The sequence below is a fragment of the Streptomyces sp. NBC_01363 genome (genome assembly GCF_026340595.1).
Taxonomy (GTDB): domain Bacteria; phylum Actinomycetota; class Actinomycetes; order Streptomycetales; family Streptomycetaceae; genus Streptomyces.
Genome location: NZ_JAPEPF010000002.1, coordinates 1,749,380 through 1,774,804 on the forward strand (window position 1 = coordinate 1,749,380; position 25,425 = coordinate 1,774,804).

Genomic DNA, 25,425 nt, shown 5'->3' on the forward strand with positions numbered 1-25,425 from the left:
GGGGGAGGGCGACACCGGCACCGGGACGCCGCCGGTCATCCGACCGGCGGCTCCGGCCCGGTCAGCGGCGGAGGAAGGCGCCGATCCGCTCCCGCAGCCCCCTCGCGTCCAGACCGTGCGCGGCCAGGTGCTCGTCCATCTCCCCGTACTTGCGCAGCTCGGCCCGCCCCACTCCGAGGCCCAGCACGCGGTGCGGCAGCTCGGCGAGCGCGTCATTGGCGGCAGCAGTGGACGTGCCCGCCAGATACGGCTCGACGATCACCACATCGGCGACCTCGTGAACACCGACCGCCCGCCGCAGCCCGTCCCCGTCGAACGGGCGCACCGTCGTCGCGTACAGCACCGTCACATCGAGCCCGTCGGTCGCGGCGAGCACGTTGTCGAGCATCGGCCCGACCGCGATCACCACCCCGCCCGTCCCCTCCCGCACCGCGGTGAACCCGGTCCCCGCGCCGACCGGCCGCGCCCGGTCGTTGGACTGCACCGACAGGCGCACGTAGACCCGGCCGTCCCCGGCCGCGGCCTCCCGCAGCAGCACCTCGGCCTCGTCCGGGTGGCCCGGCACATGAACGGTCCAGCCGTCCAGGGTGTCCAGGAGCGCGACATCGCCCGGCGACATATGGGTGAACCCGCCGGCCGGCCAGTCGTACGAAGCTCCGGCGCTGACCAGCACCCCGCCCACTCCCTGGTGGCCGAAGTCCAGCTTGACCTGCTCGAACGGCCGCTCCACCAGAAAGCTGGCGAAGGTGTGCACGATCGGCCGCAGCCCGGTCAGCGCCATCCCGGCGCCCGCGCCGACCAGTAGCTGCTCCCTGATTCCCACATTGATGACCCGGTCCGGATGGGCCCGCGCCGCCCCGCCGAAGCCGTCCCGGCTGATCTCGGCCAGGACCAGGGCGAGGCGCGGATCCTCGTCCAGCAGCTGTGACGTGGTGGCGATGAAGCGGTCACGCATCGTGTCCATGTGAAGTGTCCCTCTCGTGTCGTGCAGGCTCGGCGTACTCGGGTCCCCGTCTTCGCGCGGTGCGTTCAGTCCTTCGGGTCGACGCGCGCGACCACGGCCCGCGGCTGTCCGGGGTGCGGCGCGGTGAAGGCCGCGTACAGCGCCTCGTGGTCCCGTCCGTCGACGGAGCCGACCGACCAGCCCGCCGCCTCGAACCGGGCCGCGATCCCGCCGGGCCGGGCGTACGAGGACGAAGCGTTGTCGATCACCACGGTGTGCAGCTGTTCCAGCCCGGCCGGGCCCGCATAGGCCAGCGCCTCGTGATTGCTGCCCTCGTCCAGCTCGGCGTCCCCGATCAGCACCCACACGCGCGGATCGGTGAGCCCCTGCGCCCGCAACCCGAGCACGCTCCCCACGGCCAGCGGCAGCCCGTGCCCCAGTGACCCGCTGCCGATCTCGACCCCCGGCACCAGCATCCGGTCCGGATGGTGCCCGAGCGGTGAGTCGTACGCCCCGAACCCCGGCAGCAGTTCCTCGCCGAAGAAACCGTGCGCGGCCAGGACCGCGTAGTACGCCATCGGCCCGTGCCCCTTGGACAGCAGGAACCGGTCGCGGCCGGGCGCGTCGACGGTGTCGGGTGTCACCCGCAGCACCCGGTCGTACAGCACCCACAGGGCGTCCAGGGTGGATGTCGCTGCGGGGCCGTGCTTCTCGTCCCCGGTCATCAGGCTCATCAGACGGTTCATGTCGCGGTAGTCGCGCTTCGGTGCGGCGGTGGTTTTCGGCATGGCACAAGCGTTGAACATCAAGCTAGGTTGAGGTCAAGCGGTAAAGGCGTTCGTGACCACCCGCCCGAGTGCGGTATTGTTCTCATGCGCGTTCAGCCAGGGGGAAACCCCAGGTCAGACGGGCATCGGGACGTGGCGCAGCTTGGTAGCGCACTTGACTGGGGGTCAAGGGGTCGCAGGTTCAAATCCTGTCGTCCCGACCACGCGGAAACGCAGGTCGGAGGCCGTTCTCTCATTCGTGGGAGGGCGGCCTTTCGTGCGTCTGGGGTCGTGGTAGTGCGGTCGCATGCCCGGACCAGGGATGGTTCGCCAGGGCCCTGGAGGCAGGTGGCGCGCGGGAGGGGAGTTCGTGGAGGGCTTCGCGTAGGCAGTGGACGGGGTCGCGTGATGGTCGCAGCCATGCGAGCTGGGGCGGGCGGCCAGCGGCTCGCGCGACCGTGGTGAGGGGGGTGATCGACGGCTGCGCGGGCCGCTGGCTGGGTGAGGTGGCTGTAGAGGTTGGCGGTGGTCGAACGCATGGCGATCGCCTCCAGGAGGCGGAGAAGGACCCGACACCCTCAGCCTGTGACCACGTGTGACCATCACGCCCGCCAGAAGGGGTCGCGACCAGCGAGTTTCCCTTGTCAACGTGCCACGGGCCATCTGGCCCGGGAGGTCTGCACCAGCTCTTCGCCCGCTGGTGATGCCACCGTTGCGCTGTTGCTGGCCAGGGAAGGACGCCGCCCGGACGGCCAGTCGTTGGAGGGCGGTCCGACAGCCATCGGGATTCGCCTTTGCCCGTGCTTTTGGGGAATCGGGCAGAGGAGTCCTAGGTATTGAGTTCCTGGGAGCCTGCGTTGTCGGGTGCTGTCGGCGGGGGTGTGGCGCTGATGGGGAAGAAACCGCGGTGGCCTTCGGCCGAGCCGGTGAAGCGATAGGCGGTGACATTGGGCAAGACGTCGTCCGGGGGGTCGCCGTTCTCGATGATGACGGCCTGACCGGGGAATGTGGCCATGTCGCGGTAGAAGTGGTCGACGACGTGTCCGGTGATGTCGATGTCTTCACCGACGGGCTCCCGGTAGGTGACGACCGGGGAGTCGAGTACGACAAAGCCGGGGTGTGGGAGGTCGTGGTCGTGGCAGTAGCGGGCGAGGGCGGTGGTGAACGCCGAGTGCAGCACGGAGCGCACCCCCTTGCCTCGTCCCGCGCGGGGCCGACTTCCGGCACGGATGTCGGCGGTGTACTGGTCGTACTCGGCGAAGTCGACAGCTGGCACCTTCCAGGCGTCGAGGGTGTCCCTGAGAAAGCTGTCGAAGGCGTCCACGATGCGTGCGGGGATGTGCTCGGCCGGGCGGCTTTTCGCGACCGCGCCTTCGCCGTCGAGGGTGGAGCGTCGGTGTTCGAGTTCGCTGATGCGGGAGTGCAGTTCCAGTTCCCGCTCCACGGTGGATCGGGCGGTAAGAAGGTCGTCCATGTGTGCTCGCAGGGGCGCGAGCTGGCCTTCGGCTGTGTCGATCTGTGAGTCGAGGTTGGCAGCCTGCGCCCTGAGGGATTCGTGGCGTCTGTGCAGAGTGGCCAGCTGTGCGTCCAGCTCCGTGATGGTGGGCAGTAGGTCGGTGAGCAGGCTGGTGGTCTTGCCTGTCTCCGCCTGGACGGCCTGGTGGAGCTGGGTGGTCTCCTCGGCGCTGTGGCTGGGGTGCTGGTGCTCGGGCCCGGCGCCGCAGAAGACGCAGGTTCCCACCCGAAAGAATCCTAGTAGGCTGCCGACTTCACTGACCGTTTCCAGGCGCTCCAGGTCTGAGTGGTACTGCTGCTCGAGGAGCTTGAATCGAGTGAGGAGGTCGGTGACCTCGGCCAGACGGTTGTCCAGAGCAGCCAGTTCCTGGGACGCCTGCATACGGCTGGTGACCGCGTTCATGTGCCGGTCCGCGATGAACCTGAGTGACTGCGATTGTGCGTCGACGGTGGTCTGGATCCGTGTCAGCCGCTCGCGCAGCTGTGTCTCGTTCTCCTGGGTAGTGAGCTTGCCCGTGAGGTCGAGGACGATCTGGTCCAGAAGGGTGATCTGCCCTTTGTGAACCCTGCGCTGGCCCCGGTTCGGGCCGGTCTCGATGACGGGGTCGTCTTCGCCGGTGAGTAGAAACTTCATCACTGAGGTGGCAGAGGTCTTGGTCGAGTTGGCGTGAGAAGTCAGGACCGGGGAGAGCGGGTCGACCATGCGGGTTTCTGTGACGACTGACAGGTGTGCGAGGTCGGCGAGCGTCAGGTTGCGGGTTCCGCCCGCTTCGTTCTTGCGGATGCGCACATCACCCAGGCCGAGCTCGCCTAGCAGGAACATGGACAGGCTGCGGGTGCTGCGTGCGGTGTGGGTGGCTGTAAGGAGATGGTCCGCGGGACGGGTCACCAGGTTTCGAAGGTCGGCGAAGTGCGCCTGTACGGCGTTGCTGTCGGGTCGGCGCACGAGAGTGAGGGGGCTGCCGTCCGGCATGCGCAGTCCGAGGAGGATCTGGCTATAGCCCTCGGCTTCGGGGATGAGGGGCAGGTTGGTATTGCCGAGCATGTAGGCGATGGAATCGACGATGAACGACTTGCCGGTGTCGGAAGCCCCGTAGATGACTGTCATGTCGTCGTCGAAAACGACTTGTGCCGGGGGATTTGCTGATCCGGCGTAGGTGAGGTGGAGGAGTCTCAGGTCAGTCACGGTGGACCTCGGGCGGCAGAGGTGTGTCGGCGGGGCGGTTGATGAGGTTGCGTGTGACGGCGTCCACCTCGACTTGGGGCGCGTATTCGTGCACGACCCACTCGGCGCGGTCGCGCAGGCGGTCGACATAAGGTGTTTCGAGGATGTCGATGAACGCCGGTCCCCGCTCTGTGGCCCGGTACATCAGGCCCTGCTGGTGTGCTTCGATCCCGGCCAGCCCGGCACGGATCAGTACGAGCAGGCCCTGCTCGAGGACTCGGCGCTTCATGCCGAGCTCTCCGGTGCGCGTGGGCAGGTCGGGGTGCAGGCTCGGCGGGCCGTCGAATTCCGCGCTGTGCAGAAGGGCGTAGTCGAGCACGACGAGCTGGGCGAGGTCCATGGGTTCGGGGTGACTCTCGGCCAGCAGAGCCAGGGCACGCACACCGACCTCCAGTGGGCTGTTGAGCGGGTTCATGCCCTGCCTCCTTGGCACCAGGTGAGCCGATCGTCGTTCGCCAGGTGGTGACATACCCCTTTGCGGTCGAGAGGTCTCACTTGCTTGGCGAGGATCGTCTCGGTGAGCACCACCTGGCCTGCTGTGACGAGGACAGCTTGGAGTCGGTCAAGGGCGCTGAGGTGCCGACCGCGGGCTACCTCGACGACGATGGCGTGGATGTCGTCGAGAACAGCTTCGAAGTGGCCCGCGGGAGTGGCATCGCGGGCGAACACGCGCAGGGATTCGGCGCTGTAGAAGGCTTCACGCTGACGGTTGAGGTGATCGCGCGCGTCCTCGTTTTCGGCGACGCGTTCCAGCGTGTCGGTTTCCTCGCCCCATTCCTCGCGGTAGGCATCGAGGAGTTTCTGGATGTACCGCGCCTCAAGGGGGGTGTGCTCGGCAGGTGGGTTCATGATCTGTGGGCGAGGGGGCAGCGGCTGGGTGAACCGGTCCGACCAGTGTCGGGTGGTCTTGTGGAGGTCGAGCATCTCGTCCATGTCGACCGGTTCAAACATGGAGAAGTCGGTGCTCTGTGCCAGATCGACGACGTTCTCGCGCTCGGCGGAGCTGAGCGAGGTGATGACAGGGTCATTGGTGGAGGCGAGTTCGGTGATGAACTTCGCTCGCGTGTCAGAGGGCCTGGCGAACTGCTTCACCAGGCTGCGGCCGATGATCGGCGCGGCGAAGATGTACCGGCTCGGTAGTGTGTAGCGCTTCTGTACGACTGAGGCGAACAGTTTCCTGATCTCCGGTGCGGCCTTCGACCAGGTAAGAGCGTCACCGTAGTGCTTGCACTGGTAGTTGTGCCATTCCCCCTCCATGGCCTGCGGTGTGAGGTAGGCGGCGACGTCCACTCCGTGATCCCCGGTACCGCCGTGCCGTTCCACGCGCACGTAGCGGACGTTGAGGGTCGGCACCCATTCCTCGACGAACTCTTCGAACTCATTGGGGTCGTAGGCGAAGACCTGCTTCTTGGGGTTCGGCGGGGACGGGAAGTGCAGCCCGGCTCCTGACAGCCTGAGCTTGGCAGGCATGTCACGATTCGCCGCAGCGTCGCTATCGTCCAGCACGCTTTCCCCCCGGTCGGCCACGTTCCGAAGTGATCAATACGGAACAGCGAGGCAAGGAATACCACTGGGCGTCTGTCCAAGAAAGAGTCGCTGCACGTTCTCCGGCCAGATTCGGCCATGCTCGCAGGCCCCGGCGTCGCAGCGATTCGTGTAGCCGCCCTGCTTGGCAAGCAGGGGCCGGCCAGGCGTTGGGGTCCCTTTTGGTGCTCGTCTTCAGCGACACGGGTACAGACCTGGTCCTCGTCTTGGCTCGGCCAGCTCAGCCGGTGCCAGGAGCGGTTCGAGCACGACGCCGATCACAGGGACGTGGCGATCGCCCTGCTAGCGGAGGTCTTCGCCCCGCCGCGGCTGCGGTTGTGGCTCGACCGGCTCCTGGTCGCTGAGGGGGCGGTGGTCCGGCCGTTCTCGCGGGGCATCTTCGGCCGTGCAATGCAGCACTACAGCCTCGTCCGGAAGGCGTCGAAGGTTCTCCGGCGTCAGCGTGCTTCTCATCGGCATCGGCTGGCGCGCCTCGCGGCGCAGCTTGGCCGTGTTGATCGTTCTCAGCGAAGACTGAGCGATTCTCACTGAAGGTTGGGTAAGTGCTCTGGTCCGATTCGCTCGTCGGCTCACGTTCCACAGCGAGTGGTGGAAAGCAGTGGACAAAGATCGCGCAATCAGCAGACTGACCCGTGTGAAACGACTGATGGTGGATGTGGAGAGCGTCACTACGCGGTTGGTACGTCGATTCGGTCCCCAGGTTGCCGAATGGTGCGCTGATACGCCGGATCTCATCACGCGGCTGACGTCCAGTGGGGACTCTCGCTCGGTGAGTCCCTCCCGGACGGCGCTTCGTCGGTCGCGTTGCGGTGTCGCCGACCCGATGGCACGCCTGCGGTGCTGAAAATACGGCGCGGTGCGACGACTGCGGTGGCGTGCTAGTACTCGACGTTGGCCAGTACATCGACCATGGGCAGTTGTGGTGGGGCACCGATGGTGCATGTACTGCCTGCCCCAACGGGTGGTGCGAGCAGGACACTGGCGGAGCGACTCCTGAAGAGATCAGGAATGCCCTACTGGCAGAGCATGGGCCCGCACGGCTTCGCCTCGCGGACGACGAGTCGAGCCTCGTCCCCGTCTTGCGAGTCCTGCGCGAGATGCTCTGCCTGTCCCTGGGCCAGGCACGGGTGGTGGCCAGCACGCTCCAAGAGACAGGCCTGGTTGGCACGCTGGTCGAGATGGAGTTCATTGTCAACGGGCTGCAACGCCGATCAGTCGCTACAAAGATCGAGAGGTGCGAGACATCGGCCGACTGAACCCCCACGCACCCAACCAGAACGGCTTGACAAACGGCATTAGGAATCGGTGTCTGACGGCGGGTGAGGAAAGATCCTGGCGAGGTGACCGTTCCCGCAGTTTCGGCGCCGAGCACCACCACAAGTCCTGCGTCTCCGAGTGACGGGAGGCTTGGCTGCGGCTCCGTGCAGGCGAAGGAGCACGGCAGAGCGGCGGCGTACCGTGGCAGCGTGGCAAACGAAGACCTGGGACGGACTCTGCGCCGCTTGCGCCGCCTGGCCTCCCTGACACAAGAAGAGCTCGCCGAGCGCTCCGGCGTATCCGTCGATGTGATCCGCCAGCTCGAACAGGGGCGGAAGCACTCGGCGCGACTGCCCACACTCCACGCACTGGCCAACGGTCTCGGTGTGGAACTGACTACGCTCCTGGGTGACCCGCCTGCGGTCTCGTCCACAGGCGAGAACGACGGACCACGCTTCGTGGCCGTACGCCGCGCCATCATGCCCGTGCTCTGGGGGCCGGAGCCGGAGCCGCCAGAGCCTGACTTCTCGATGGACCGTCTCCGCGAGCAGATCGCGGACGGCTGGACGCAGTACCACGCCGCCGAGTTCGACACGGTGATGAAGGCGCTGCCGGACTTGCTCTCAGATGCTCGCACCGCAACGGCCTCGGGCAACGACGACGACCGCAGGGCCGGTTACGCAGCTCTGGGCAAGGCGCTTCAGCTCGCCGGACACGTCGCCGTGCGGATGGGCAAGACCGACCTTGCCCTGACGGGCCTGGAACGTGCCATAGACGCTGCGGGACAGTCCTCCGATCCGCTGCTCGTGCCGATGATCGTCAACTCCACGGCGTGGACCTATCAGCGGCAGGGGCGCCTGGAGGACGCGTTGAGCATCGCGCTCCGCGCCGCCGACGGCATGGTGGAAGCAGGCCGTGACGAGACGGCCGACGGCCTGAAGGTATGGGGCGCGCTGACCATGAGCGCCGCTACGTCGGCCGCCCGGAGCGGCGACTACGAGCGCGCGGCGACGATGATGGAGCGGGCAGAGAAGGAGGCCACCCGTGTCTCCAAGCTGCCTGATGAGGGCGACAACCGCATGGTCAGCGTCTTCAGTCCGTCGTCGGTCCGTATCGAACGCGTCCGGCTCGCAGTCCAGTATGGGCACCCGCAGGACGCCTTGGCGCTGGCCAAGGGGATGCGGCTGAGTAAGGACACTCCGCCGTCCTGGCGGACATGGCTTCTGCTGGATGTCGCCCGAGCCCACGCGGACACCGGGGACGCGGCCGGGGCGGTGAAGACACTGGAGTCCCTGCGCCGGGTGGCGCCGGCGTGGATGCAGCACCACACCTTGGCCGTGGCCATCGTGCGCGACCTGTGGGTCCTCCCCAACAAGCCACCAGGGCTCCGGCCGTTGGCGGAGTTCTTGGGGGTTGGCGAATAGCGTGGTGAAAGTGGGACGTTGCGCCCCTGTCAGCGTTGCCGGTAACGGGCTTGCATGAGCGGACAGCGCCCCGGCGGCCGTGCGACCGGCCCCGGGGCTTGGCCGATCTGAGGAAGCAGAGCGACATGCCGCAACCTACAACCCGGGCCCGCCCGACCGGGCCCCCTGGGTACAGCGAGACCCTGCCGCGCGAGCCCGAGAGCGCCGCCACCGCCCGGCGCCTGGTGTGAATCGCCCTATCCGTCTGCAATCTGGACGACCTGGTCGAGGATGGAGCCGTGATCATCTCTGAGCTGGTGTCCAACGCCGTTCAGCACGGGCGGAGAGAAACCATCCGAGTAGTCATCGACCGCCCCGCATCAGCATGCGTGCGAATCGGCGTCGTGGACTTTTCGAAGGTGCCCCCTGTGCACAGGGAGACGAACACCGGGAACGAGCATGGGCGCGGTTTAGCTCTTGTGGAGGCGCTGGCGAGCGACTGGGGCACGGATCCGCTGCCGTGGGGCAAGCAGGTGTGGGCGCAGCTGGGTGGGGAGGTACGAGGATGAGCATGCCGGCTGTGATCGGGTATGTGACGTGGACCCTGGAGCCCGATCGTGAGCCGGACGCCGAGCCGACGACGTACGCGATGGAGTGTGCGGTGTGCGGGAGGGCTTCGGATGCCACCGAGGAGTTCACCGACGTGCAGTCCTGGGCGCTGAAACACTGCGGGCAAGAACCCGTCTCACCACACCTTCCGGGAGCGGATCACGCGACCCTGGCGTACGTGGCGCATGGGTGAGCCGACCGCCCACTGGCATGGCGACGCCCCGGCCGGTGAACTCCACCGAGCCGGGGCTCCGCCGTCGCACGTCTGTCTCAACCGGTCGGCAGGACGTCCGGCCGGTGCCTGCGTACCAGGCATTGAGTACCCGAGGCGCCTGTCGTGCGGTGGGGCCCTGTCCGTGGTCCATCTCGAACCCGGCTCGAAACGGCTGACGTTCGAGGGGGTGGCCTGGCCGACCGGGCACGCTCCCGCGCGGGAGGACGACTGCGTGATCCCGGCGCATCCGTAGCCCGGCGCGAGGGAACGGGAGCCCGCGGCGACGGCCCGGCCGCGCCGGCCCCGCCCGCGAACGGGAGGGGCCGGCACTGTCGTTACCGGGCCGGTGTCCCCGGGGACACCGGATCCGGCGCCGGGGCGTAGCCGGTGGGGCGGGGGATGAACGTTCCCCGGCCCTGGGTCCGGCTGCGCAGCCGGGTCGCGTAGCCGAACAACTCCGCCAGCGGCACGGTCGCCGTGATCACCGCCGTGCCCGCCCGTGCGATCGAGCCCGAGACCCGGCCGCGCCGCGCCGCCAGATCGCCGAGGACCCCGCCCACGGCGTCGTCGGGCACGGTGACGGTGACCTCCGCCACCGGCTCCAGCAGCACCATCGCGCTCGCGCGCAAGGCCTCACGGAGCGCGAACCGGCCGGCCGTGCGGAACGCCATCTCCGAGGAGTCCTTGGAGTGGGTGGCTCCGTCGGTCAGCGTGACCCGCAGCCCGGTCACCGGGTGTCCGCCGAGAGGGCCCTCGGCCAGTGCGTCCCGGCACCCGGCCTCCACCGCCCTGACGTACTCCTGCGGCACCCGTCCACCGACGACGGTCGACCGGAACACGAAACCGGCATCGCCGCCGTTGTCGGCGTCCAGGTCACCGCCGGCCTCCAGCGGCTCCGCGTCGAGGACGACATGGGCGAACTGGCCGGCGCCCCCGTCCTGCTTCACATGCCGGTACACCAGCCCGGACACGCCGCGGGCGACCGTCTCCCGGTACGCCACCTGCGGCCTGCCGACACCGATCTCCAGCTCATGAGCACGCCGGATCTTCTCCACGGCGACCTCCAGATGCAGTTCCCCCATTCCCGAAAGCACCGTCTGCCCGGTCTCGGGGTCGGTACGGACCGTCAGCGAAGGGTCTTCCTCGACGAGCCGCGCCAGCGCCGTCACCAGCCGTTCGGTGTCGGTGCTCCGGCGGGCCTCCACCGCCACGGAGACGACCGGGTCGGCCGAGGTCGGCGGTTCGAGGACCAGGGGCGCCGCAGGCGCGCACAGCGTGGCCCCGGTGCGGGCCGCCTTCAGCCCGATCACCGCGACGATGTCCCCGGCCACCGCCTTGTCCACGTCCGAGTGCCGGCCGGCCTGCACCCGCAGGATCCGCCCGATGCGCTCATGGCGCCGCGTCCCCGTGTCCAGCACCGTGTCCCCCTTCCCGATCGTTCCCGAGTACACCCGCAGAAAGGTCAGCCGTCCCGTGGCCGTCGAGTTCACCTTGAACACCAGCGCGGCGAACGACGCCGCCGGATCGGCGGCCCGCTCCTGCACCGCGCCGTCCAGGGTGCCGCGTACCGGCGGCACGTCCAGCGGCGAGGGCAGATAGGCCACGACGGCCTCCAGCAGCGGCTCGATCCCCCGGTTGCGGTAGGCCGAGCCGCACAGCACCACGACACCCTCACCGGTACGGGTCAGGTCGCGCAGCGCGGCCGTCAGAGTCCGTTCGGAGACCGAGGAATCCGCGCAGAACTCTTCCAGCGCGGCCGGATGGAGCTCCGCCACCGTCTCTTCGAGCAGCCGCCTGCGGTGCCGTGCCTCTTCGCGCAGCCCGTCAGGCACCTGCCCCTCCTCGTAGGTGTCGCGGCCGTCGGCCCAGACCAGCGCCCGCATGCGCAGCAGATCGACCACCCCGGTGAATCCGTCCTCGGATCCGATCGGCAGCTGGACCACCAGCGGGACCGTGCTCAGCCGGTCCCTGATCGACGCGACCGCCGTGTCGAGGTCGGCCCCGGCGCGGTCGAGCTTGTTGACGAACGCGATCCGCGGCACCCCGTGCCGGTCGGCCTGCCGCCACACCGACTCGCTCTGCGGCTCGACGCCCGCGACGGCGTCGAACACCGTGATCGCGCCGTCCAGCACCCGCAGCGAACGTTCCACCTCGTCGGAGAAGTCGACGTGGCCGGGGGTGTCGATCAGGTTGATCCGATGACCGTCCCAGTCACAACTCACCGCGGCGGCGAAGATGGTGATCCCGCGGTCGCGTTCCTGGGAGTCGAAGTCGGTGACGGTCGTCCCGTCGTGGACCTCGCCCCGTTTGTGGACGGCGCCGGTGAGGTAGAGGATCCGCTCGGTGACGGTGGTCTTGCCCGCGTCGACGTGGGCGAGGATGCCCAGATTGCGGACGGCGGTCAGCGGACTGGTGGGTTGACGGTGGAGTTCGGTACGCACGGCCCATGGCCTTTCGGAATGATCCGGAATGGGATGGCGCGCGATTCCCGGACGAACCGGCCTGTGATCAGGCCGGGCGAAGACCCCTGAGACGGTGCGTCACACCGGTTTGCTGCCGCCCGTTCGTATCAACACCGGGCAGTGCTGGGTCAGTTGTTCGTACCGGGGGACCGGTACGGGCCGCGCAGCCCGCACCGGGCGCACGAAGACACCAGGATCACCTCGTACCGCGACGGGGGAACGACGACAGCGGTGCGGTAGCGCACGGCCGGTCTCCCCTCACTCGTCACGGTGCGCGCCGCAGTGTTGTCGCGGCGTGCGATTCGTGGCGAGTGTAGTGAACCCCGGTGCGGGCAGGGAACCGGATTTCGAGGCCGCCGCTGACGGGGGAGCGGGCTTGCTGCGCTCCCGCTCCGCCGATGCGTGTATCGGCCCCTTCCTCATGTGCCTTGCCAGGGACGGACGTTGAAGGCTGCGGCGAATGATGAAACGATCCGGTGGACCGCAGGGGGCAAGGGAAGGAACCGCATCGATGGACGAGGATCACGGCCTCGCCGCCGCCACGGTGTTCGACGCACTGGGCACCGACTACGAGCGGGCATTCGGCGGATCCGCCGCCCACCGCGCCTCCTTGCACCGGCTGTTGGGCGATCTCGCACCGCACAGCCGGGTCCTGGACGTCGGCAGCGGAACGGGGCGGCCGACCGCACGGACCCTGGCCGAGGCCGGGCACGATGTGCTGGGAGTCGATGTCTCGCCGGTCATGGTCGAACTGGCGGCCCGGCAGGTTCCCGGCGCGGCCTTCGAGTGCGCCGACATCCACGAACTCTCCCTGGAAGAAGGTAGTTTCGACGCCGTCTGCGCGTACTTCTCATTGCTTCAGATGTCCCGCGAGAACCAGTCCCGGCTCCTGCGGAAACTCGGGCGGCTGCTGGTTCCCGGCGGGCATCTGGTCGTGGCCACGGTGCCGCTGGACGTCGAGGACTTCGACGTCGTCTTCATGGGGCAGGAGGTACGGGCCACGAGCTTCGGTCCGGAGGAGTTCACCGAGCTGGTCGCCGAGGCCGGCTTCTCGGTGCTGTGGGAGCAGAGCACCCTCTTCACGCCGGAATACGAAGCGGCGGTGGCCGAGCCCCAGTTGTTCCTGCACTGCCGACGGGCCTGACACCGGGCCCGGCGGCTTTTCAACCCTCGACCGGAAGCCGTTCCGGGCGACGCGCGCGCCGGACCCCGGGACACCGCCGGACAAGGGCGCCGGGGCGCCCGCCCGACCGCAGCGGGCCCTTCCAGTGCCGCAGTGCCTGCCTGCCGCACCCATGCCACTGCGCGGGCGAGACGGGTACGGCCTGCCCGCCCCGCGTGGCCAGCGCGTTCACCGGAGTCATCGGATCGGTCGCCATGGTCTTGGCGAGCAGCACGCCGATCACCAGCGGGGCCAGGGACAGCGCCAGGGTCGTGCCGGCTGTGGTGACCTGCTGGATGCGGGGGCGGAGCGGTGCGTCAGGAAGCATGACTGTCATTCGACCAGCGACCGCGCGCCGCCGGATCGGACGACGTACTCAGCTCGACCCGCCCTCGTACTCACGCCCGGATGTACGAGGGCGGGCCACCGTGCCTGTCCGGTGACGGGCCCTACGCGTTGGTGCCGGGACCGGAACCCGTTCCCGAGGCGGCCTTGATCCCCTTGGTGATGTCGTCCATGACGGAGAGCGCGGGGGCCTTGGCATTGATGTCGAAGCCGGACCGGACCACGATCAGCATGTCCTTGGAACGGGGCGACGGGAAGGCCAGCGACTGGACGTACCCGTCGTCACCGCTCTTCGTCACCACCTTCCAGCGCACCACGTAGCCCTGCTCACCGGCCACGGTGACCGGTTCGGACTTGAGTTCCTGATGCGAGGTGATGCCACCGTAGATCTTCTCGCCGTACGACTCCGTGGCATTGGCGGAGATGTCCTTCACCGCCGTGGCCTTCGCCGTCGTGGTGTCGAGCTTCAGACCCTTCGCGGGCATGGAGAACACCCCGCCGCGCACGCACTGCTCGGACGTGTCGCCGGGACAGGGGTAATCACCCGTGGTCACTCCCGCGCCGGCGATCCCGGAGCTGCCCTTCCAGCCGTCGGGCACCGGCAGACTGATCCCGCTGGTCAGGTCCGTGGCGTAGCCGTCCTCGGTCTGCGGCATCTGCCGCTCGGGGCCCCTGCTCTCACCGCCGCCTCCGCCCGGCGCGCCCGGCCCGCGGCCGGGAGCCTCCGACGGTGCGGTGGACGGGGTCGGGGCCGCGTGTTCGTCCGTGTCGCCGGACTTGTCCGACAGCAGGAAGACGCTGCCCCCGATGGCGGCGAGGACCACCACACCGGCGGTGATGCCCAGTCCGATGCGCGTCCTGCGGCGCCGGACCACGGCGGGCGGCACGCGGAGCTGGTCGGTCCACCGGGTACCGTCCCACCAGCGCTCGTGGATGGGGCCGATTCCTGTATACCCGGGGTCTGGGTGCCAGCCGGGAGGGCTCATCTGGGTCACGCGCCCCACCGTAGAACGGTTGCGTGAGAATCGCATGAATCAGCTGTGTCGGCGGGGTCCTCCGCCGTCTCCGCGTCAGCCACTGTGGGAGGCCGAACGATGAGCGAACAACCAGCCGTGCGGATCGAGCGCGACGGCGCCGTGTTCACGGTGATCCTTAGCCGACCCGAGGTCCGCAACGCCGTGGACGGGCCGACCGCGAGCCTACTGGCCGATGCCTTCCGGGAGTTCGACGAGGATGCGGACGCGTCTGTCGCCGTGCTGTGGGGCGAGGGCGGAACGTTCTGCGCGGGCGCAGACCTGAAGGGCATCGGTACGGAGCGGGGCAACAAGGTCCTGGCCGACGGTGACGGACCGATGGGGCCGACCCGGATGCGGCTGAGCAAGCCCGTCATCGCGGCGGTCTCCGGTCATGCGGTGGCCGGGGGTCTGGAGCTGGCCCTCTGGTGCGACCTCCGGGTGGCCGAGGAGGACGCGGTGTTCGGGGTGTTCTGCCGCCGCTGGGGTGTGCCGCTGGTGGACGGCGGAACGGTACGGCTGCCGCGGCTGATCGGTGAGAGCCGGGCCATGGACATGATCCTCACCGGGCGGCCCGTCCCGGCCGCCGAGGCGTACGCCATGGGGCTCGCCAACCGGATCGTGCCACCCGGCGAGGCACGCGGCGCGGCGGAGCGGCTGGCCCGGGAGATCGCCGCGTTCCCGCAACTGTGCCTGCGCCACGACCGGCTGTCGGTGCGCGAGCAGCACGGTCTCAGCGAGCCGGAGGCGCTGGCCGCGGAGTACCGGCACGGTCTGGTGCCGCTGACCGCAGGGGAGACGCAGGCCGGGGCCGAACGGTTCGGGGGCGGTGCGGGCCGTCACGGATCCTTCGACTGAGGGCTGTCCCGTAATCCCTGACGCCGGACGCCCGCCAGGGATTACGGGACAGCCCCCAGTGACCGGTGGACCGGTGGCGGGGCCCCGCCCCGCCACCGTCGGCCGGACCGAAAATTTCGACGCCGCCGCCTCGCGAGCCGCCTACGCTCATCGGATGTCGACCAACCAGTACCCCGCCAAGCCCCGGCCCGGTGACCGTGTCGCCGTGCTGTCCCCCTCCTCCGGCCTCCCCGGCATCCTGCCCCTGCCCCATGAACTGGGACTGCGCAGGCTCCGTGAGGAATTCGGGCTCGAACCCGTGGAGTACCCGACGACGCGGAAGATGGGCTCCACCCCGCAGGAACGGGCCGCCGACATCCACGCGGCGTTCGCCGACCCGGACATCAAGGCCGTGATCTCCAGCATCGGCGGAGACGACCAGATCACCGTGCTGCCACACCTGGACCGCGACCTGTTGCGCGCCAACCCCAAGCCCTTCTTCGGGTACAGCGACAACACCAACCTGCTGGTGTTCCTCGAAAACCTGGGAATCGTCGGCTACCACGGTGGCACGGTGATGGTCGAGATGGGGCGTCCCGGCGCGATCCACCCGCTGACCGCCGACTCCCTGCGGGCCGCGCTCTTCACCCGCGGTGCCTACGAACTCACCCCGTCCAAGGAGACCAACGGGGCGAACGGCCGGTGGGAGGAGCCGCGTACCTTCGACTCCGAACCCGAGATGCGGCCCTGCAACGGCTGGATATGGCACAACACCGACGGCCGGACCGTGAAGGGCGAGAGCTGGGGCGGAAGTCTGGAGATCCTGTCCTGGATGCTGATGGCCGACCGTGAGATCCGGCCGGTGGAGAGCTACGCGGGACGGGTGCTGTTCCTCGAAACGTGCGAGGAGATGCCTTCGGCGGAGGAGGTCCACCGGATTCTGCGGAACATGGGGGAGCGGGGTCTGCTCGCTCAGTTCCCCGCTCTCCTCATGGGCCGGGCCAAGAACTGGTCGTTCGAGCAGCCGCTCGACGCCGAGGCCGGGGAGCGGTTCCGCGAGGAGCAGCGGCAGGCGGTTCTGCGGGCGTTGAGCGAGTACGCCCCCGAGACTCTGGCCGTCCTCGACGTGGACCTCGGTCACACCGACCCCCAGCTGGTCATACCGTTCGGCGGACAGATCGAGGTGGACGGAGTGCGGCGCCGCATCGTCGTCACCTACTGAGCCGGGCCGAAGCGTGGCCCGATCTTTGGTCCGACCATATGTGGTGTGTGACATAGTTGAAGATCGGGCAGCAGAAGCGACGGCAACCGGACGATTCCGGCCGAGGCAGGGGGTGACGGATGCCTGTCGAATGGCAACCCGTACGGCAGTCCCGTACGCATGAGCTCGTGCTCCAGAGCATCGAGGAGCGGGTGTTCGCCGGCGAACTCCGGGCGGGTGACCGGCTGCCGCCCGAGCGTGAGCTCGCGCCGGTGCTCGGGGTCAGCCGGTCCGCGCTGCGCGAGGCGCTGAGGGTACTGGAGACCATCGGTGTGCTGGTCGCGCAGCCGGGCCGGGGGCCGGATGCCGGGGCACGGATCGTACGCAACCCCGATGACGCGCTCGGGCGGCTGCTGCGACTCCACTTCGCACTGGGCAGCTACAGCCTGGAGGATGTCCTGGAGGCGCGCGTCGTGCTGGAGAGGTCCAGTTTCGAGGCGGCCGCGCGGCATGCCTCCCCGGAGGACCTCGACGAGGCGGAGGCGCTGGTCGTGCGCATGGGGGAGCCGGATGTCGCGGTGCCGGAGTTCAACGATCTGGACACCCGGTTCCATGTGCACATCGCCCGCAGCTCCGGCAACGAACTGACCTCCACGCTCACCTCCGCCGTCCGTGAGTCGGTGCGCCCGCTGATCCTGCGGGCGCTGGAGGAGGCCGAGGACTGGCCGGCCACGGCCGCCGCGCTCAACGCGGAGCACGCCGAGTTGCTGGGGCTGGTGCGCGCGGGCAAGGGCGCGAAGGCCGCCGACCTGGTCGAGCGGCACATCCGCAGTCTCCACGGCACGCTGGTCGACGAGAACTCCGACCGGGCGCGACGGGATTCCTGACCCATGGACGCGGGCTCCGGCCCGGTGGGCCGGAGCCGGTGCGCGCGGGTTCAGGTCTTGTCAGGTGCATGTAAATCGCCATCGGCTCGTGGCGTCGCAGCCTTCACGTTCCGGACCGAGGCTAGTATGGTCGGACCATAAAATGAAGAAGCGAACGATCGGAGAGACCCCATGCGCATCGGACTCTTCGCCACCTGTCTGGGAGACACGCTCTTCCCCGAGGCGGTGAAATCGACCGCGGTCCTGCTCGCCCGCCTGGGCCACGACGTGGTGTTCCCGCCGGGGCAGACCTGCTGCGGTCAGATGCATGTCAACACCGGCTATCAGCGCGAACCCGTGCCCCTGGTGCGGAACTTCGCCGACCAGTTCGGCGACGCCTCGATCGACGCCGTCGTCATGCCGTCCGGATCGTGCGCGGGCTCGGTCCGTCATCAGCACGAGATCGTCGCCGAGCGGTACGGGGACACGGCGCTGCGCGCGGGCGTCGCCACCGTCAAGGCCAAGACGTACGAGCTGTCGGAGTTCCTCGTGGACGTCCTGGACGCCGAGGACGTCGGCGCGTACTTCCCGCACCGGGTGACGTACCACCCCACCTGTCACTCCCTGCGCATGCTCCGCGTCGGTGACAAGCCCCTGAAGCTGCTCCGTGCCGTCGACTCCATCGATCTCGTCGAGCTCCCCGAAGCCGATTCCTGCTGCGGGTTCGGCGGCACCTTCGCCGTCAAGAACGCCGAGACGTCGACCGCGATGCTCCAGGACAAGATGCGCAACATCGCCACCACCGGGGCCGAGGTCTGCACCGCGGGCGACTCGTCCTGCCTGATGCACATCGGCGGCGGACTCTCCCGGATCAGGTCGGGCACCCGCACCCTGCACCTCGCGCAGATCCTCTCCGCCACCCGCACCTCGCCCTACGTCCCCACGGAGGCCGTCCGATGAGCAGCACCTTCCTCGGCATGCCCGCGACCCCGCCCCGTTCCCCGTACGGAACGGGCAATCTGCGCGGCGACCGGAAGTTCCCCGAGGCCGCCCACGACGAACTGCGCAACGAACAACTGCGCCGCAACCTCGGCCGGGCCACCCGCACCATCCGCGCCAAACGCCTCGACGTCACCGGCGAGCTGCCCGACTGGGAAGCACTGCGCGACGCCGGTTCGGCCATCAAGACCGACACCATGAACCGGCTCCCCGAACTCCTGGAACAGCTGGAGCGGAACGTCACCGAGCGCGGCGGCACCGTCCACTGGGCGCGCGACGGCGTCGAGGCCAACGAGATCGTCACCGGGCTGGTCAAGGCGACGGGCAGCAGCGACGTCATCAAGGTCAAGTCGATGGCCACGCAGGAGATCGGCCTCAACGAACACCTCGAATCGGTCGGCATCACCCCGTACGAGACGGACCTCGCCGAACTGATTGTCCAGCTCGCGCACGACAAGCCGTCGCACATCCTGGTCCCCGCGATCCACCGCAACCGCGACGAGATCCGGCAGATCTTCCTCAAGGAGATCCCGGGTGTCGACCCGGGCCTGGACAACGTACCCGCGCATCTCGCCGCCACCGCCCGCGCCTATCTGCGCGAGAAGTTCATGACGACCAAGGTGGCGGTTTCCGGCGCCAACTTCGGCATCGCCGAGACCGGGACCCTCGCCGTCGTGGAGTCCGAGGGCAACGGTCGCATGTGTCTGACGATGCCCGACACCCTGATCACCGTCATGGGCATCGAGAAGGTGCTGCCGCGCCACCAGGACCTCGAAGTCTTCCTTCAGCTGCTGCCGCGCTCCTCCACCGGCGAGCGGATGAACCCGTACACCTCGATGTGGACCGGGGTCACCCCGGGCGACGGACCGCAGGACTTCCACCTGGTCCTGCTCGACAACGGACGCACCGCGGCGCTCGCCGACCGGATCGGACGCGAGGCCCTCAACTGCATCCGCTGCTCGGCCTGCCTCAACGTCTGCCCGGTGTACGAACGGGCCGGCGGCCATGCGTACGGCTCGACGTACCCCGGACCGATCGGCGCGGTCCTCACCCCGCAGCTCGCCGGGATGCACGCGGCCAAGGACGACCCCAACAGCTCGCTGCCGTACGCCTCCAGCCTCTGCGGCGCCTGCTTCGACGCCTGCCCGGTCAAGATCGACATTCCGTCGCTCCTGGTCGAACTGCGCCACCAGAACACCGAACAGTCCGGCATGACGGCGGAGAAGCTGGCCATGAAGGCCGCGGCCACCGTCATGAAGCACCCGAAGCTCTTCACCGCCGCGCAGAAGGGCGCGGGCATCGGCCGCGTCATCGGCGGGCGGGACGGCAAGATCTCGCATCTGCCCCCGCCGTTCGACGGCTGGAGCGAGAGCCGGGACACCGCGGCGCCGCCGAAGCAGACCTTCCGCTCCTGGCTCGCATCGGCCGAGGGCGCCGCGACGATGCGGGCCGCCGCGGGCGAGTACGAGAAGAACCGGAAGCAGCACAAGGAGGAGGAGAAGTGACGACCGCTCGCGAAACGGTGCTGGGCCGGATCAAGGACGCCCTCGCTCTCGCCCCCGCCCCGGACACCCCCGTCCCGCGCGCCTACCGCACCGGCCGCACCCTCCCCGACGACGAACGCCTGGCCCTCTTCACCGGCCGGCTCGTCGACTACAAGGCGACGGTGCACACCTGCACCGCCGACCGCACGGCCCAGGTCGTCGCCGAGGTGCTGCGGGAGCGCGGGGCGCGGCGGATCGGTGTGCCGGCCGGACTCGACCCGCAGTGGCTCGACGGGTACGACGGCGAGGTCCAGCAGGACTCCGGCGACATCCCGGCGCCCCGGCTCGACGCCCTGGACGGGGTCGTCACCGCCTCGGCCGTCAGCTGTGCCGAGACGGGCACGATCTTCCTGGACGGCTCGCCCGACCAGGGGCGGCGGGCGCTGTCCCTCGTCCCCGACCTGCATGTCTGCGTCGTCGATCTGTCGACGGTCGAGGCCGGTGTGCCGGAGGCGGTGGCGCGGCTGGTGCCCCAGCGGCCGACGACGCTGATCAGTGGGCCCTCGGCCACGTCCGACATCGAGCTGGAGCGGGTGGAGGGCGTGCACGGTCCGCGCACCCTGGCCGTGGTGATCAGGACGGACAGGTAGATCCTTGCCGGCGGACGGGGTGCGCGGCGCGAAGGCCGCGCACTCCGGCGCTCAGCCGTGCGTGACCGTCACCGGCTCGAAGCCGATACGGGTCGTCGCCGCATCCTCCGCCCAGCAGACCTCCACCACGTCCCCGTCCACCGTCACACCGCTCACCACCGCGTCGAGCGGCGTCGCGTCGGCCTCCGCGGTCAGCGAGGCGAGCGCGACCAGCACCACCGTGCCCTCGGCGGGCGCGGACAGCCGGGGCACCACGGCCCAGGGGGTGTACGCGGTGCCCTGCGGAGCCCGTACCCCGTCCCGGGACTCCCAGCCGTACAGGCCGTGCAGGGCGGAGGTCAGGGCGTCGTCGCGGCCGGTCGCCCAGCCCGTCTGCTCCACCCGGGCCCCGTCCGGCGCGCCCAGCACCCGGTGCACCCGCAGTTCGTACCGGCCGCGCACCACGGTGACGCTCTCCACCCGCATCCCCGGCACCATCGGTGAGCCCGAGGTGAAGACCGGACGGTGCCAGGAGGCGGCCCAGCCCCAGCCGTCGCCCCCTCCGGCGCCCAGCGCGCGGATGACGCGGCGACCGCTGCGCGCCCCGGCGACGACCACCGCAAGATGGTTGTCCGCCGTGTTCGCCCTGGACGTGGGGCCGGTCACCGTGGAGTACGACTGGCGGCTGTACAGCGGATCGTCCTGCACACCCGACTCGCCCTCGTGCGGGCGGACATGGTCGCTGCCGTGGTTGTGCAGCCGCACGATCCCGTCCGCGCGGGTCGACTGGACGAGCAGTCCCGGCGCGGGCAGCGCGAGCACCCGGTCGGGGCCCTCGCTCGGCGCGGGCTCCTCGGTCGCGGCCCACAGCGGATGGCCGTCCGGCGCGAGCAGCGCGACGAATGCCTTGGACGCCCAGTACGGCGACGCGGGCGCCGAGTAGTTCTGCAGCGACGCCTCGTGCGGGCCGTGCCAGCCCAGGTTCAGCAGCCCGTCCGTGCCGGTCGCGCCCCGGTCCAGGAAGTAGCGCAACGATCCGCTGATCACCCGCCGCGAGGCGCCGGGCGTGAGCGGGGTGTGCCCGCTGACGGCGCCGAGCGCGACGGAGGAGGCGGCCGCGAACCGGTAGGTCAGCGAGCGGCCGAAGTGGATCGGCGCACCGTCGCCGCCGAACAGCAGCGAGAAGCCCTCCAGGTGCTCGCGCAGCCGGGCGCCGTAGTGCGCGGACAGCTCCGCGTCCCCCGACAGATACGCGTCCAGCACGGGGTAGAGGTGCAGCGCCCAGCCGTTGTAGTGGTCGAAGGCCCGGCCGTCGCCGTCCGCGTACCAGCCGTCTCCCCGGTACCAGCCCTCCAGTAGATCGAGGGCACGCTGCTTCGCCCGTGCCGTTTGGGCGTCACCACGGCCCACGGACTCAAGGAAGCCGGCCACGGAGTAGGGGAACAGATACCAGTTGTTGGGCGAGGGGACGTGCCGCAGTGCGTCGCGCAGCCACTCCTCGGTCCGGTCCTGGACCCCGGCGTCCAGCCGGTCCCAGAGCCACGGCCGGGTCAGCCGCAGGCCGATGGCGACCGAGGCGGACTCGACCATGGGCTGGCCGAAGACGGTGTGGTCGCGGATCAGCGGCCAGGATTCGGCATCCTCACGGCCGGGGGTACGGGTACCGGCCGCGAGCCCGTCCGCGTACCGGCCGAGCCAGCCGTGCGGGTCCTTGCCGTCGGCGCCCGCGACCCGGAAGGCGGCGGCGAGGAAGGTGCGCGCGTAACCCTCCAGACCGTCGGAGCGCACTCCGGACGCGGACGGCCTTCCCGGCAGATCCAGCAGCGCTCCGCCCGGCGTGGCCCATTGCCAGGCGGCCCGGAGCAGCCCGTCCGCAGCGGCCTCCCAGTGTGCGCGGGTGTAGCCGGTGTACGGGCTCGACGCCCGGTCCTCGGCGGGGAGTTCGATGGGAGAGGTCGGGTGGGGAGCGGTCATGCGAGAAATGCCAGCCTTTCGCGTCGTACGGGATGGGCGAAGCCGTCGCCCGCGGCCCAGCGGCCGGCCTCGGCCGCCGCCAGATCGACCAGTCGCCGCCACTCGTTGCCCTGCGAGCCGGCGAGGTGCGGGGTGATCAGAGCGTTGTCGCACTCCCAGAGGGGGTGCGCGGCGGGCAGCGTGTCGGGTTCCGTGACGTCGAGGATCGCCCGGATCCGGTTCTGCCGCAGTACGTCGGTGAGCGCGTCCTGGTCGACGACGGCGCCCCGCGCGGTGTTGATGAGCACGCCGTCCGGGCGCATCGAGGTGAGCAGTTCACGGCTGACGAGCCCGCGGGTGGCCGGCAGCAGCGGGGCGTGGACGCTCACCACGTCGCTCTGTGTGAACAGTTCGGCCAGGCCGACGGGCCGGACGCCGAGCGCGGCGGCCTCCGCGTCGGAGACGTACGGATCGTGCAGCAGGACGGGCAGGTCGTAGGGCCGCAGCAGTTCGATGACGCGTCGGCCGATCAGCGAGGCGGACAGAATGCCCACGGTGCGGCCGTAGTTCCCGACCCGGGCGGGGGTGGCGAGCCAGTTGTCGCGGTGGCGGTCCGCCCGGTAGTCGCGGGCCCGTTCCAGGACTCGTTTGCCGGAGAGCAGGATCATCGCGACGGTGTACTCGGCCACCGGCAGGGCGTTGGCGGCGGCTGCCGACGACACCTCGATGCCGCGTTCCCAGCAGGCCTCGGTGATGTGTCCGCGGACGCTGCCCGCGGTGTGGACGACCGCGCGCAGGCGCGGCGCCGCGTCCAGGGCGGCCGCGTCGAGCGGTGGACAGCCCCAGCCGGTGACCAGGATCTCGACGTCGGCCAGCACGGCGCGGGCCCGGTCGGTGCCGAAGTCGTCGAGAACGGGCAGGGGCGAGAGGTCGCACACCTCGTCGAGCGCGGCCAGGGACCGGGCATCGAGGAGCGCGGCCGCGGCGGCCGGTTTCATGGCGACCGCGGCGCGTGGACGGCTGCGGGCGACCGGGGTGCCAGAGGCAGTGGTGGGCATCTTTCTCCTGGTAGGGGGCGGGGTGATGGCAGGTCAGGGTGAACATCGCGACCATCACGATCGACGGACGCACCAGTGGAGTCCTGACCTGGAGCGCGGTACGGACCGGACCCGCGCAGCGCGGACCAGAAGGTGATGCGGGTGGCGCGCTTCCCGCCCCGGTTGCCCCGGGTGCCGGTGCCGACCGGTCCGGACGACCCGTCGGCGCCGCCTCAGGCGCCGAGCGCACCTGCCAGGGGCAGGGCGGCGATCGTGGCAAGCACGGATCGACGGCTCTGTCGACCGGGCATGTGCGCCTCCCGCGGCTTCTGAAACGGCTCACGGGGAATCCTGATCGGCTGATCGGTACTGGTCAATAGATCGCTCAGAAGAAAATCAAAGCGGTCAAACGCTCACTTCATGGAAAGCGGCGGTTCCTGTGCCGATCCGCGCACCTCAAGAGTGGGAAGCAGCTCCGTCCGGCGCACCGGACCTGTCGCCCCGACGGCCCCGGACAGCCGGTGGAGCAGCAGCTCGGCGGCGGCCCGGCCGATCTCCGCCTTCGGCGGTGCCACCGCCGTCAACGGCGTGCTGCCGAGGGCCGCGACCACATCGTCGTACGCCACCACCGAGCAGTCCCGCGGCACCTCGACACCGCTCTCCGCCAGCCGCTGCACCAGCATCAGCGCATCCACGTCGCCGTGCAGCACGGCCCCCGTGGCGCGCCGCTCCCGCAGCAGCGCCGCGAGGTCGAGAGCGGCCCGGCCATCGGCCGCCGGCGCGGATCCGCGGGGCTCCGCCGCGGCCCCCAGGGAGCTCAGCACCACCGACCAGTCCTCCACCTCCGGGCGCGCCGCCGCGATCTCGGCGAACGCCGCACGGATGCTGCGCGCCGTCGGACTGTCGTCACGGGCGGCCAGCACGATACGGCGATGCCCCAGCGACACCAGGTGCTCCACGGCGAGATGCGTCCCGTACCAGTGATCGGAACACACGGAGTCCAGGGCGTGCAGCGCGCTGCCCGGCCGGGGCCGCCGCTCCATCAGCACGGTCGGCACCCCCACGTCCGCGAGCCAGCCGTAGTCCAGCTCCTCCGAGCGGGCGCTGGGCCAGCGCGGCGCGATCAGCAGCCCGCGCGCCCCGTCCGCCAGCGCCCGATCCACCAGAGGACGTTCGGTACCGGCCGACGGGGGCGCGATGTGCAGGGCGATCCGTATCCCGGACTCCTCCAGGACGGACCGGGCGCCGTGCAGGGTCTCGTACAGGTACGTATGCCGCTCCGGGACGACCAGGGCGACCGCCCCGGCGTCCCCGGCCGGCTCCTCGCCCCGGGCCGCCGGGGCCGCGGCGGTCGGCACCGGCTCCTGCACCGGGCGGGCCACCCCGTGGCCGCGGCGCAGCCGCCCGACCCGGGCCAGCTCCTCGACGTCCCGCCGGACCGTGACCACCGAGACATCCAGTTCGGCCGCGAGCACGCTGACCTTGACGGTGCCGCGCGATTCCACCACCGAAAGGATTCGCTGACGCCTGAGTTCAACGGGCTCCCGCATGCTGCTGGCCCCCTCGCCGTACCGCCGCGCATTGTTCGTTTGAACGCTTCCTGTGAGCGTTCGGGTCGCAGCATAGCGATCAGCCCTCGGGTGTCCACGGGTGCGGGCCGTCCCGTACGCCCCACCAGCCCCAGGGGGGCTCTTGCGGCTCTCGCACAACGGCGCCTAACGTCAACGGACTTGGGGCCGACCGCCGAGGGGAGGGGCACATGGAGATCAAGAAGGTAGTGGTCCGCGAGGAAGAGGCGAAGAACCGCGAACGGCAGACGATCGAGAAACGCCCGACGCGCTGAACCGGGGTGTTCCGGTGCAGCCGGCACAGGACGCGACCGACCCGCCGGGGGGCGGCGCGCCGCGGCCGGACAGTGACGAAAAGGGCGGACGCCGGGCACGACCCGGCGTCCGCCCC

21 protein-coding genes and 1 tRNA gene are annotated in these 25,425 nt (G+C 69.9%); 11 read left to right on the forward strand and 11 right to left on the reverse strand.

The window, feature by feature from the left end; translation table 11 throughout:
* Positions 1–61: 61 nt before the first annotated feature.
* Both OG611_RS35710 and OG611_RS35715 read right to left on the reverse strand, forming a co-directional pair.
* Positions 62–964, reverse strand: a complete 903-nt coding sequence (locus OG611_RS35710; protein ID WP_266429867.1) for a transketolase family protein — start codon at positions 962–964, stop codon at positions 62–64.
* 65 nt (positions 965–1,029) lie between these two features.
* Positions 1,030–1,731: a transketolase gene (locus tag OG611_RS35715; protein ID WP_266429869.1), complete on the reverse strand. Its 702-nt coding sequence runs from the start codon at positions 1,729–1,731 to the stop codon at positions 1,030–1,032.
* Between the two features lie 126 nt (positions 1,732–1,857).
* Between OG611_RS35715 and OG611_RS35720 the strand changes: the two genes are divergently transcribed.
* Positions 1,858–1,934, forward strand: a tRNA-Pro gene (locus OG611_RS35720).
* Between the two features lie 605 nt (positions 1,935–2,539).
* On the opposite strand, the gene OG611_RS35725 is transcribed toward OG611_RS35720, so the two are convergent.
* From OG611_RS35725 to OG611_RS35735, 3 genes are all read right to left on the reverse strand, one after another.
* Positions 2,540–4,333 (reverse strand): hypothetical protein, encoded by a 1,794-nt coding sequence (locus OG611_RS35725; RefSeq protein WP_266429871.1) that lies wholly within the window; start codon positions 4,331–4,333, stop codon positions 2,540–2,542.
* 70 nt (positions 4,334–4,403) lie between these two features.
* Positions 4,404–4,865 carry an ABC-three component system middle component 2 gene (locus OG611_RS35730; RefSeq protein WP_266429873.1) on the reverse strand — a complete coding sequence of 154 codons (462 nt, stop codon included), beginning with the start codon at positions 4,863–4,865 and terminating at the stop codon, positions 4,404–4,406.
* On the reverse strand, positions 4,862–5,977 hold the full coding sequence (locus OG611_RS35735) for an ABC-three component system protein (protein ID WP_266429875.1): 1,116 nt from the start codon (positions 5,975–5,977) through the stop codon (positions 4,862–4,864). Before OG611_RS35735 ends, OG611_RS35730 begins: the two co-directional genes overlap by 4 nt.
* 1,484 nt (positions 5,978–7,461) lie before the next feature.
* Between OG611_RS35735 and OG611_RS35740 the strand changes: the two genes are divergently transcribed.
* The 3 genes from OG611_RS35740 to OG611_RS35750 all read left to right on the forward strand — a co-directional run bounded on the left by OG611_RS35740 (position 7,462) and on the right by OG611_RS35750 (position 9,457).
* On the forward strand, positions 7,462–8,676 hold the full coding sequence (locus OG611_RS35740; RefSeq protein ID WP_266431404.1) for a helix-turn-helix domain-containing protein: 1,215 nt from the start codon (positions 7,462–7,464) through the stop codon (positions 8,674–8,676).
* Positions 8,677–8,936: 260 nt separating this feature from the next.
* Positions 8,937–9,224, forward strand: a complete 288-nt coding sequence (locus OG611_RS35745; RefSeq protein ID WP_323180336.1) for an ATP-binding protein — start codon at positions 8,937–8,939, stop codon at positions 9,222–9,224.
* Entirely contained in the window at positions 9,221–9,457 is a 237-nt protein-coding gene (locus tag OG611_RS35750; protein ID WP_266429878.1) for a hypothetical protein, read from the forward strand. Before OG611_RS35745 ends, OG611_RS35750 begins: the two co-directional genes overlap by 4 nt.
* Before the next feature lie 356 nt (positions 9,458–9,813).
* Here OG611_RS35750 and fusA read toward each other — a convergent pair whose 3' ends face one another.
* Positions 9,814–11,919 (reverse strand): elongation factor G, encoded by a 2,106-nt coding sequence (fusA, locus tag OG611_RS35755; protein WP_266429881.1) that lies wholly within the window; start codon positions 11,917–11,919, stop codon positions 9,814–9,816.
* A gap of 532 nt (positions 11,920–12,451) precedes the next feature.
* Here fusA and OG611_RS35760 point away from each other — a divergent pair.
* Positions 12,452–13,084, forward strand: coding sequence for a bifunctional 2-polyprenyl-6-hydroxyphenol methylase/3-demethylubiquinol 3-O-methyltransferase UbiG (locus tag OG611_RS35760; RefSeq protein ID WP_266429884.1), 633 nt, complete (start codon positions 12,452–12,454; stop codon positions 13,082–13,084).
* Between the two features lie 19 nt (positions 13,085–13,103).
* On the opposite strand, the gene OG611_RS35765 is transcribed toward OG611_RS35760, so the two are convergent.
* Together OG611_RS35765 and OG611_RS35770 are read right to left on the reverse strand one after the other, a co-directional pair.
* Entirely contained in the window at positions 13,104–13,430 is a 327-nt protein-coding gene (locus OG611_RS35765) for a hypothetical protein (RefSeq protein ID WP_266429887.1), read from the reverse strand.
* Positions 13,431–13,551: 121 nt separating this feature from the next.
* Entirely contained in the window at positions 13,552–14,433 is an 882-nt protein-coding gene (locus OG611_RS35770) for a DUF2510 domain-containing protein (protein WP_266431407.1), read from the reverse strand.
* A gap of 108 nt (positions 14,434–14,541) precedes the next feature.
* Here OG611_RS35770 and OG611_RS35775 point away from each other — a divergent pair, with 108 nt between their 5' ends.
* The 6 genes from OG611_RS35775 (at position 14,542) to OG611_RS35800 (ending at position 20,497) form a co-directional block, all read left to right on the forward strand.
* Entirely contained in the window at positions 14,542–15,318 is a 777-nt protein-coding gene (locus tag OG611_RS35775) for a crotonase/enoyl-CoA hydratase family protein (RefSeq protein ID WP_266429890.1), read from the forward strand.
* Positions 15,319–15,472: 154 nt separating this feature from the next.
* Positions 15,473–16,519, forward strand: coding sequence for a S66 peptidase family protein (locus OG611_RS35780; protein ID WP_266429893.1), 1,047 nt, complete (start codon positions 15,473–15,475; stop codon positions 16,517–16,519).
* A 119-nt stretch (positions 16,520–16,638) separates the two neighbouring features.
* Positions 16,639–17,385 carry a FadR/GntR family transcriptional regulator gene (locus OG611_RS35785; protein ID WP_266429896.1) on the forward strand — a complete coding sequence of 249 codons (747 nt, stop codon included), beginning with the start codon at positions 16,639–16,641 and terminating at the stop codon, positions 17,383–17,385.
* A 171-nt stretch (positions 17,386–17,556) separates the two neighbouring features.
* Entirely contained in the window at positions 17,557–18,324 is a 768-nt protein-coding gene (locus OG611_RS35790; protein ID WP_266429899.1) for a (Fe-S)-binding protein, read from the forward strand.
* Positions 18,321–19,868, forward strand: coding sequence for a lactate utilization protein B (locus OG611_RS35795; protein ID WP_266429902.1), 1,548 nt, complete (start codon positions 18,321–18,323; stop codon positions 19,866–19,868). Before OG611_RS35790 ends, OG611_RS35795 begins: the two co-directional genes overlap by 4 nt.
* Complete coding sequence (locus OG611_RS35800; RefSeq protein ID WP_266429905.1) at positions 19,865–20,497, forward strand: LUD domain-containing protein; 633 nt, start codon at positions 19,865–19,867, stop codon at positions 20,495–20,497. The genes OG611_RS35795 and OG611_RS35800 overlap by 4 nt, the downstream gene beginning before the upstream one ends.
* 51 nt (positions 20,498–20,548) lie before the next feature.
* Here the strand turns inward: OG611_RS35800 and OG611_RS35805 are convergent, their stop codons facing one another.
* From OG611_RS35805 to OG611_RS35815, 3 genes are all read right to left on the reverse strand, one after another.
* Positions 20,549–22,450 (reverse strand): DUF2264 domain-containing protein, encoded by a 1,902-nt coding sequence (locus OG611_RS35805; protein ID WP_266429908.1) that lies wholly within the window; start codon positions 22,448–22,450, stop codon positions 20,549–20,551.
* A complete protein-coding gene (locus OG611_RS35810; protein ID WP_266429911.1) occupies positions 22,447–23,487 on the reverse strand; it encodes a hydroxyacid dehydrogenase in 1,041 nt (346 codons plus the stop codon). The genes OG611_RS35805 and OG611_RS35810 overlap by 4 nt, the downstream gene beginning before the upstream one ends.
* Before the next feature lie 392 nt (positions 23,488–23,879).
* Positions 23,880–25,016 (reverse strand): substrate-binding domain-containing protein, encoded by a 1,137-nt coding sequence (locus tag OG611_RS35815; RefSeq protein WP_266429914.1) that lies wholly within the window; start codon positions 25,014–25,016, stop codon positions 23,880–23,882.
* Positions 25,017–25,425: the final 409 nt, after the last annotated feature.